At 71.9% G+C, this 8796-nt stretch carries 7 protein-coding genes; all 7 read right to left on the bottom strand.

Annotated elements, in window-relative coordinates; all coding sequences use genetic code 11:
• Positions 1-368: 368 nt before the first annotated feature.
• Positions 369-1796, bottom strand: a complete 1428-nt coding sequence (murD, locus tag ACWGH4_RS25165) for a UDP-N-acetylmuramoyl-L-alanine--D-glutamate ligase (RefSeq protein ID WP_453464863.1) — start codon at positions 1794-1796, stop codon at positions 369-371.
• Positions 1778-2848, bottom strand: a complete 1071-nt coding sequence (gene mraY, locus ACWGH4_RS25160; protein ID WP_159692889.1) for a phospho-N-acetylmuramoyl-pentapeptide-transferase — start codon at positions 2846-2848, stop codon at positions 1778-1780. Before mraY ends, murD begins: the two co-directional genes overlap by 19 nt.
• Positions 2845-4257: a UDP-N-acetylmuramoyl-tripeptide--D-alanyl-D-alanine ligase gene (locus ACWGH4_RS25155; protein WP_453464859.1), complete on the bottom strand. Its 1413-nt coding sequence runs from the start codon at positions 4255-4257 to the stop codon at positions 2845-2847. Before ACWGH4_RS25155 ends, mraY begins: the two co-directional genes overlap by 4 nt.
• 4 nt (positions 4258-4261) lie before the next feature.
• Positions 4262-5944, bottom strand: coding sequence for a UDP-N-acetylmuramoyl-L-alanyl-D-glutamate--2,6-diaminopimelate ligase (locus ACWGH4_RS25150; protein WP_441264300.1), 1683 nt, complete (start codon positions 5942-5944; stop codon positions 4262-4264).
• Positions 5945-5957: 13 nt separating this feature from the next.
• A complete protein-coding gene (locus ACWGH4_RS25145; protein ID WP_453464855.1) occupies positions 5958-7937 on the bottom strand; it encodes a peptidoglycan D,D-transpeptidase FtsI family protein in 1980 nt (659 codons plus the stop codon).
• 4 nt (positions 7938-7941) lie between these two features.
• Positions 7942-8559, bottom strand: a complete 618-nt coding sequence (locus tag ACWGH4_RS25140) for an FtsB family cell division protein (protein WP_453464852.1) — start codon at positions 8557-8559, stop codon at positions 7942-7944.
• Between the two features lie 55 nt (positions 8560-8614).
• Positions 8615-8796 (bottom strand): 16S rRNA (cytosine(1402)-N(4))-methyltransferase (mraW, locus tag ACWGH4_RS25135; RefSeq protein WP_453464849.1); only part of this gene is annotated, 182 nt, incomplete at its 5' end.

Below are 8796 nucleotides of genomic sequence, written 5' to 3'. Positions count from 1 at the left end.
CCGGCGGGCCGCCGGGGCCACGCCCGCGGCAGGAGCGCCCCTGTCGGCGGTGCCGGGGGCCGACGGGACGGCAGGCGCACCTGCCGGGGGCACCGGAGCCGGCCACCCGGCGCGGGCCGCGTCGGGGGCCGCAGACGCACGGTCCGGCGGCAGGGGAGAATCGTCCGCGGTCGTCCGCGCCGCGGCGTCGGTGGCGTGCGGGGCCGCCGTGGCGGGCTCTTCCCGGGTGCTGCGGGCCGGCCGTCGTGGCGGGGTGGCCCCGGCGGCGGGGACGGAGAGGGCGTCTCCCGGGCCCAAGGGCCCCTCGGTGGCCGGCATGGTCGCTGTCCCCTCCAGTCGTGCCCGGCGGCAGCCGGACCTCGCGGCTGTCAGGCGTGCTCGTCGGCGAGGGCCCGGACCGCTTCCGCGAAGGCCTCGCCCCGCTCGTTGTAGTTGGTGAACATGTCCATCGAGGCGCAGGCCGGTGCCAACAGGACCGTGTCTCCGGGCCGGGCGAGCGAGGCCGCCTCCCGTACCGCCACGGACATCGCCCCAGTGTCGGTCCGCTCGAGGTCGACGACCGGGACCTCGGGCGCGTGTCGCGCCAGGGCTTCGCGGATCAGCGCGCGGTCGGCGCCGATCAGGACGACGCCCCGCAGCCGCTTCGCCGACGCGGTGACCAGCTCGTCGAAGGTGGCGCCCTTGGCAAGTCCCCCGGCGATCCACACGATCGGTTCGTAGGCGGCCAAAGAGGCCTCCGCCGCATGGGTGTTGGTCGCCTTGGAGTCGTCGACGTAGGCGACGCCCGCCACTTCGGCGACGTGCTCGATGCGGTGCGCGTCGGGCCGGAAGGCGCGCAGCCCGTCCCGTACGGCCGCCGGCTCGACGCCGAACGCGCGGGCCAGCGCCGCCGCCGCGAGGGCGTTGGCGATGTTGTGCGGCGCCGGCGGGTTCACGTCGGCGACCTCGGCCAGCTCCTGAGCCTGCTTGTGGCGGTCGGCGACGAACGCGCGGTCCACCAGGATGCCTTCCACGACGCCCAGTTGGGACGGTCCCGGCGTCCCGAGGGTGAAGCCGATGGCCCGGCAGCCCTCTTCGACGTCCGCTGCGCGCACGAGTTCCTCTGTGGCGGGGTCGGCGGCGTTGTAGACGCAGGCGACCGTGTTGCCCTCGTAGATGCGGCCCTTGTCGGCGGCGTACGCCTCCATGGAGCCGTGCCAGTCGAGGTGGTCGGGCGCGAGGTTGAGCACCGCGGCGGAGTGCGCGCGCAGCGAGGGGGCCCAGTGGAGCTGGTAGCTGGACAGCTCGACGGCGAGCACGTCGTAGCGCTCTTCGCCGAGGACGACGTCGATGATCGGTGTGCCGATGTTGCCGATCGCGGCCGTCCGCAGGCCGGCGGCCGTCAGGATCGAGGCGAGCATCCGGGTCGTGGTCGTCTTGCCGTTGGTGCCGGTGATCGCCAGCCACGGCGCAGCGTCAGGGCCGCGCAGCCGCCACGCGATCTCGACGTCGCCGACGACATCGACACCGGCGGCCGCCGCGGCGGCGAACAGCGGGCTGGACGGCTTCCAGCCGGGCGAGGTGACCACCAGGTCGGTGCCCTCCGGCAGGGTCCGGGCGTCACCGAGCCGTACGACGACGCCCGCTTCGGCCAGTTCGGCCGCACGCGCCTCGTGCGTCTCGCCGGATCCGCCGTCCACGACGGTGACCCGCGCGCCGAGCCCGGCCAGGGCGCGTGCGGCGCTGACGCCGCTCACGCCGAGGCCGGCGACGGTGACGTTCATGCCCTGCCAGTCGCTCACTTGTCGGCTGCCCATCCCGCGTAGAAGAGACCGAGGCCCACGATGACGCACATGCCCTGGATGATCCAGAACCGGACCACCACAAGGACTTCGGACCACCCCTTCAGTTCGAAGTGGTGCTGGAGCGGCGCCATCCTGAAGACCCGCTTACCCGTCATCTTGAACGAACCGACCTGGATCACCACGGACATCGTGATGAGGACGAACAGGCCGCCGAGGAGGGCGAGCAGGAATTCGGTACGGGAGCAGATCGCCAGGCCCGCGAGTGCGCCGCCGAGTGCGAGCGAGCCGGTGTCGCCCATGAAGATCTTGGCGGGAGAGGTGTTCCACCACAGGAAGCCGAAGCAGGAACCCATCAGCGCGGAGGCGACGACCGCGAGGTCGAGCGGATCTCGCACTTCGAAACAGGCGTTGGGGTTGGTGAGGGTCACCGCGTTGGCGCAGGACTCCTGGAACTGCCACAGCCCGATGAACGTGTACGCGCCGAAGACCATCACCGAGGCGCCGGTGGCGAGGCCGTCGAGGCCGTCGGTCAGGTTCACGCCGTTCGACATCGCGAGGATCATGAACAGCGCCCAGACGACGAACAGCACCGGGCCGATGGACCAGCCGAAGTCGGTGATGAACGACAGCTTGGTCGAGGCGGGGGTGTTGCCGCGCTGGTCGGCGAACTGCAGTGACAGCACGGCGAAGGCGATGCCGACGATCAGCTGTCCGGCCATCTTCGCCTTGGCCCGCAGACCCAGCGAACGCTGCTTGACGATCTTGATGTAGTCGTCGAGGAAGCCGACCAGGCCCATGCCGGCCATCAGGAAGAGCACCAGGACACCCGAGAAGGTCGGGTCCTCACCGGTGATCACCTTGGCGAGCGCGTACGCGATGAGCGTCGCCAGGATGAAGGAGATGCCGCCCATGGTGGGCGTGCCCTTCTTCCCGGCGTGGCCGCGCGGGCCGTCGTCGCGGATAAACTGCCCGTATCCCTTGCGGGCCAGGAGCTTGATCAGCAGCGGGGTACCGATCAGGGTCAGGAAGAGACCGATCGCTCCCGCGAAGAGGATCTGCCTCATCGGACGGCACCCTCACCCTCGGGACCCTCGAGCAGCGCTTGTGCGATCCGCTCCAGACCGACCGACCTGGAAGCCTTCACCAGCACGACGTCTCCCGGGCGCAGCTCTCTGCGCAACAGGTCGACCGCCGCCTGCGCGTCGGACACGTGCACCGACTCCTCACCCCACGAACCCTCGTTGTATGCGCCCAGCTGCAACCAGGACGCTTCCCTGCCCCCGACCGCGACGAGCTTGCCGACGTTGAGCCGGACGGCAAGCCGCCCGACAGCGTCGTGCTCGACGAGTGCTTCGTCACCGAGCTCGGCCATCTGCCCGAGCACCGCCCACGTACGACGTCCCTTGCCCATGGCGGCCAGCGCTCGCAGCGCGGCGCGCATGGACTCGGGGTTCGCGTTGTAGGCGTCGTTGACGACCGTCACGCCGTCCGGACGCTCGGTGACCTCCATACGCCAGCGGGAGAGGGTGCCCGCCTCCGAGAGCGCGAGGGCGATCTCACTGGCGGACATGTCCAGCTCATGGGCGACGGCGGCCGCGGCGAGCGCGTTCGACACGTGGTGCTCACCGTACAGCCGCATGGTCACATCGCTGCACCCGGTGGGTGTGTGGAGCGTGAAAGTGGGTTGTCCGAGTTCGGTGAGACGGACATTCTCGGCGCGTACGGCGGCGTCGTCGGCCTCACCGAACAGCAGCACGCGGGCTTTTGTGCGGGAGGCCATGGCGCGGACCAGCGGGTCGTCGGCGTTGAGGACGGCGACTCCGCCTTCCTCTCCCGGGGGAAGCGACTCGACCATCTCACCCTTGGCCTGCGCGATCTGCTCGCGGCCGCCGAACTCGCCGATGTGGGCGGTGCCGACGTTCAGCACGAGACCGATCCGGGGCGGGGTCAGCTCGGTGAGGTAGCGGATGTGGCCGATTCCGCGCGCTCCCATTTCGAGCACCAGGTGCTCGGTCTCCTCGGTGGCGCGCAGCGCGGTGAGGGGCAGTCCGATCTCGTTGTTGAGGGATCCGGGTGTCCAGACGGTGGGTGCCTTGCGCTGGAGCACCTGCGCGATCAGGTCCTTGGTACTGGTCTTTCCGGCCGAGCCGGTCAGCGCGACGACCTTGGTACCGAGGCGCTCGACGACGCGACGGGCCAGGCGCCCCAAGGCGCTCTGCACGTCGTCGACGACGATCGCGGGCACCCCGAGGGGGCGGGTGGCCAGCACGGCTGCCGCGCCGGCCGCCATCGCCTGCTCCGCGTAGTCGTGCCCGTCGACCTTCTCGCCCTGGAAGGCGGCGAAGAGGCTGCCGGGCTCGACCGCCCGGGAGTCGATGACGACGGGGCCGGTGACCGGTGTGGCCGGATCCGGTATGTCGTGCGACTGCCCGCCGACGATTTCGGCGATCTCGGCGAGGGAGAGGGCGATCACTGGGTCATCCCTGATTCTTCTTGGCGGCGGTGCTGCCGACGGCGCGTTCGATGGCGGCGCGCAGTACCTGGCGGTCGTCGAACGCGCGGACCACACCGGCGATGTCCTGGCCCTGCTCGTGGCCCTTGCCCGCGACGAGCACGGTGTCGCCGGCCTCGGCACGGGCGACCGCGGCGGCGATCGCCTCCGCACGGTCCTCGTAGACCATCACGTCGCCGCGCTCGTGGACCGGCACCTCCGCGGCACCCGCCAGCATCGTGGCGAGGATCGCGAGGGGGTCCTCGCCGCGCGGGTTGTCGGAGGTCAGCACGGCGGTGTCGGCCAGCCGCGCGGCGGCCGCGCCCATGGGGCCGCGCTTGGTCCTGTCACGGTCGCCGCCGCAGCCGAGCACGATGTGCACCTTGCCCTTGGTGACCTTGCGCAGGGAGCGCAGCACGGACTCCACGGCATCGGTCTTGTGGGCGTAGTCCACGACCGCGAGGTACGGCTGGCCCGCGTCGACGCGCTCGAGCCGGCCGGGCACACCGGGCACCGCGGCGATGCCGTCGGCCGCGGTCTGCGGGTCCAGCCCGGCGACGGCGAGCGTGACGATGGCCGCCAGTGCGTTGGCGACGTTGAAGGGGCCGGGCAGCGGCGCCTGGGCGCGTACCCGCTCGCCCGCCGGGCCCACCGCGGTGAAGGTGGAGCCGACTGCGGTGACTTCGGCGTCCTCGGCCCGCCAGTCGGCGTCCGGGTGGCCCTCCGCGGAGAAGGTGGTGACGGGCACGGTGGCCTCGTCGACGAGCCTGCGGCCGTACTCGTCGTCGAAGTTGACGACCGCTTTCCGGCTGCGCAGCGGCGTGAACAGCTGCGCCTTCGCCTGGAAGTAGTCCTCCATGTCGGAGTGGAATTCCATGTGCTCGGGGCTGAGGTTGTTGAAGACGGCGATGTCGAAGACACAGCCGTCGACCCTGCCGAGCACCAGGGCGTGGCTGGAGACCTCCATGGCGACCGCGTCGGCGCCGCGCTCACGCATGACCGCGAACAGCGCCTGAAGGTCGGTGGCCTCAGGGGTGGTGCGCTCCGACTTGATGCGCTCGTCGCCGATCCGCATCTCGACCGTGCCGATGAGGCCAGTGGAGCGCCCGGCCGCCTTGAGGCCGCCCTCGACGAGGTAGGCGGTCGTGGTCTTGCCCGAGGTGCCGGTGATGCCGATCTGGAGCAGGTCGTCGCCGGGGTGCCCGTAGATCTCGGTGGCGAGTTCGCCCATCCGGCCGCGCGGATTCTCCGTGACGAGGACCGGGAGGCCGGTCGCGGCGGCGCGTTCGGCGCCGCTCTCGTCGGTGAGGATCGCGGCCGCGCCGAGGTCGGCGGCCTGGGCGGCGAAGTCGGCCCCGTGGAAGCGGGCGCCGGGCAGGGCGGCGTAGACGTCGCCCGGGCGTACCGCCCGGGAGTCATGGGTGATGCCGGTGATCTCCGCGGCACCCGGCGACTGCACCCCCAGCCGTGCCGCGAGCTCCGCGAGCTTCGTCGGGCGGGGCCGTTCCGGACGGGGCGCTCCCGTCTGTTTCGCGGGGGCGTCCTGCGGGGCGGTTCGGTACTGATCAGCTTGTGGCACGGCGGTGAGCGTACCGGGCGCACCGGGCCCGGGCGAAAATGAGGGGCGCTCCCCTGGCCGGTTCCCGGGATCGGGGGTGATCGTCGTCACTGGGTACCTCCGGTCACTCGCCGGGTTCGAAGGTCACGGGCAGCCGGGCAGGACCCTTGCCGGTCGGGGCGACCTGCAGGGTCTTCAGCGCGAACTCCATGACCTTTTGGTAGATGGGACCGCAGATCTGGCCGCCGAAGTAGCTCCCCTTGGTGGGGTTCTGGATGGCGCAGTAGACGGTGATCTGGGGGTCGTCGGCCGGTGCGAAGCCGGCGAACGAGGCGGTGTAGCCCTTGTAGACGCCGAGTTCGGGGTCGACCCGGTTCGCCGTTCCGGTCTTGCCGGCGACGCGGTAGCCGGGGATGCGGGCCTTGGTTCCGGTGCCCTCCTCGTCGTCGACGACGGACTCGAGCATGGTCGCGAGGGTGTCGGCGGTCTTCTCGCTGACGACCCTGGTCCTCTCCGGCTCCTCCGCGGGGGTGAAGCGGCCGTCGGGACCCCTGGTGCCGCGCACGAGGGTGGGCTCGATGCGCACGCCGCCGTTGGCGACGGTGGAGTACACGGAGGCCGCCTGTACGGCGTTGACGGACAGCCCCTGTCCGAAGGGGATCGTGTACTGCTGCGAGGTGGACCAGTCCTTCGGCGGGGCGAGGATGCCGGGGGTCTCGCCCGGGTAACCGAGTCCGGTGGGGCTGCCGAGGCCGAACTTGCGCAGGTAGGAGTGGAGCACCTTGTTGGCCTCCGGCTGCGACGTGCCGAGCTGCCCGGTGGCGAGGATCGTGCCGATGTTGCTGGACTTGGCGAGGACGCCGTTGAGCGTCAGGTACCAGGTGGGGTGGTCGATGTCGTCCTTGAAGAGCCGGTCGCCGCGGTGGAGCCGGTTGGGGACGACGACGTGCGTCGCGGGGGTGGCCTTCTTCTCCTCGAGCACGGCGGCCATGGACACCACCTTGGCGGTGGAGCCCGGTTCGAACGCGTCCTGAAGGGCGGCGTTGCCGAGGGAGGCGGAGGTGGCCTGGGCGAGGTCGTTGGGGTCGTACCCGGGGGCGTTGGCCATGGCGAGGATCTCGCCGGTGCGGGTGTTCTGCACGATCACGTAGCCGCGGTCGGCCTTCGACTTGCCGACCTGGTCCTGGATGGCCTTCTGGGCGGCCCACTGGATGTCGCGGTCGATGGTCAGTTCCACATCGGACCCGGGGACCGCGGGGACCTCGCGCGAGGTGGCGGTGGGGACACGGCGGCCGCCGGACTGGGTGTAGGTGACGGTGCCGTCCTTGCCCGCGAGCGTCTCGTCGAGCATGGACTCGATGCCGCCGCCGCCCCGGTTCGAGGCGTTGACGAATCCCAGTATCCCGGCGGCGAGATCGCCGTTGGGGTAGACGCGTTTGCTGCTGGGCTCCTGGAAGACGCCGGCCAGCACGTTGGCCCCGGGGCCGCCCTTGCTCTTGTCGGCGGACGCCTTCTGCGCGTAGACGCTCTTGAGGTCCTTGATCTGGTTCCACACCTGCGGTGTCTGGCGGCGGGCCAGCACGGCGTAGCGGGAGCCGGGCTTCTTGAGCTTCGCGGCGAGCTCGGCCGGTTCCTTGCCGAGGATGGGCGCGAGCAGCTGGGCCGCCTGTTCCGGCGCGTCGGGGGCCTTGCTGTCCTCGGGCGTGAACATCTTCGGGTCGGCCGTGATGTCGTAGGCGTCCACGCTGGTGGCGAGCGCGACTCCGGCCCGGTCGGTGATCTCGCCCCGCTCGGCCGCGAGTTTGCGGCTGAGGTAGCGGTTCTTCTCGGCCTTGGCCGCGTAGGCGCTCGCGTCGACGGCCTGCACCTGGAGCAGCCGCACCACGAAAGCAAGCATCACCAGCGTCAGGCCGAGGCTGACCAGTCTCAGCCGGGGGCGCGGATTGCCGAGCCGTACGCGCCGGGGCGCCGGGCGCCGGCCGGGCTGCGGCCTGCGGGCGACGGGCCGCTGACCGGGCCGCTGTCCGGAGCGCTGGGGGGCCTGCGCGGAGGGCCGCCGGGCGGGGCCTGGCACCCGGCGCCGCGGTGGTTCCTTGGAGGGCACTGCGTCACCTGCCGGGGATCGTCGGGTTCGGCTGCGGGGACGTACGGACGGAGGGGGCGGAGCCGGGAGCCTCGGGAGCGGCGGGCGGTCCGGTGAGCCCTTGCGTCCCGGTGGAGGCCGAAGGCGCCTGCCCGGAGGCGGTCGGCGCGGCGGCCGTGGGCGCGGACGGCGACGGCGCTGGGGCGGGCTCGCCGGCCGCCGTGCCGGAGGGCTCGGTGGAGGGCTGCGCCGGTGGCGGGGGCGGCAGGGGCTCCGCGGTGGCCTTGCGCGGTACGCCGAGCACCTTGCCGTCCGGGCCGAGGAAGGCGGGGCCGCCGCCGGGGACCATGCCGAGCTCGCGGGCGCGCCGCTCGAGGGCGTCGGGGGCCGAGTGACGGTCCACGTCCCGCTGGAGCGCCTGCTGCTCGTCGGTGAGTTCGGTGGTCTTCTTCTTCAGTTCGCTCAGCTCGAAGGAGCCCTGGCTGAGCGAGGAGTTCAGCAGCAGGAGTGTGATCAGCCCACCGGACAGCAGGAGCACGACCAGCAGGACGAAGGGGGTACGGGCCGCGGTGCTCGGCCCCGACGGCATCAGCCGCGTGAGCCGTACGGCCCTTCCCTTCAGCTGCTTGGCCGCTGTGCTCAAGGTGTCCTCCGGTTCTCTTCTCCGCCGGCCGTGCGCAGTCGCCCGCGCGCTGTGCTCACGCCACGTCCTCCCGGATGCGCTCCGCCCCCCTCAGACGGGCCGGGGCCGCTCGGCGGTTCTCGGCGACCTCTTCGTCGGTGGGCAGCTCCGCCCCGCGGGTCAGCAGCTTCAGCCGGGGCTGGTACTGCTCCGGCACCACGGGCAGGCCGGGCGGGGCGGTGTTCGCGGCGCCCGCCG

It is taken from the genome of Streptomyces sp. NPDC054847, from assembly GCF_053610925.1.
The sequence above is the reverse complement of the archived record's forward strand: the minus strand, read 5'-3'. Positions and strand labels throughout refer to the sequence as shown.

Bases quoted from the DNA above. Each gene is read 5' to 3' on its own strand.
- murD (WP_453464863.1), bottom strand. From the start codon at position 1,796: ATGGGCAGCCGACAAGTGAGCGACTGGCAGGGCATGAACGTCACCGTC.
- mraY (WP_159692889.1), bottom strand. From the start codon at position 2,848: ATGAGGCAGATCCTCTTCGCGGGAGCGATCGGTCTCTTCCTGACCCTG.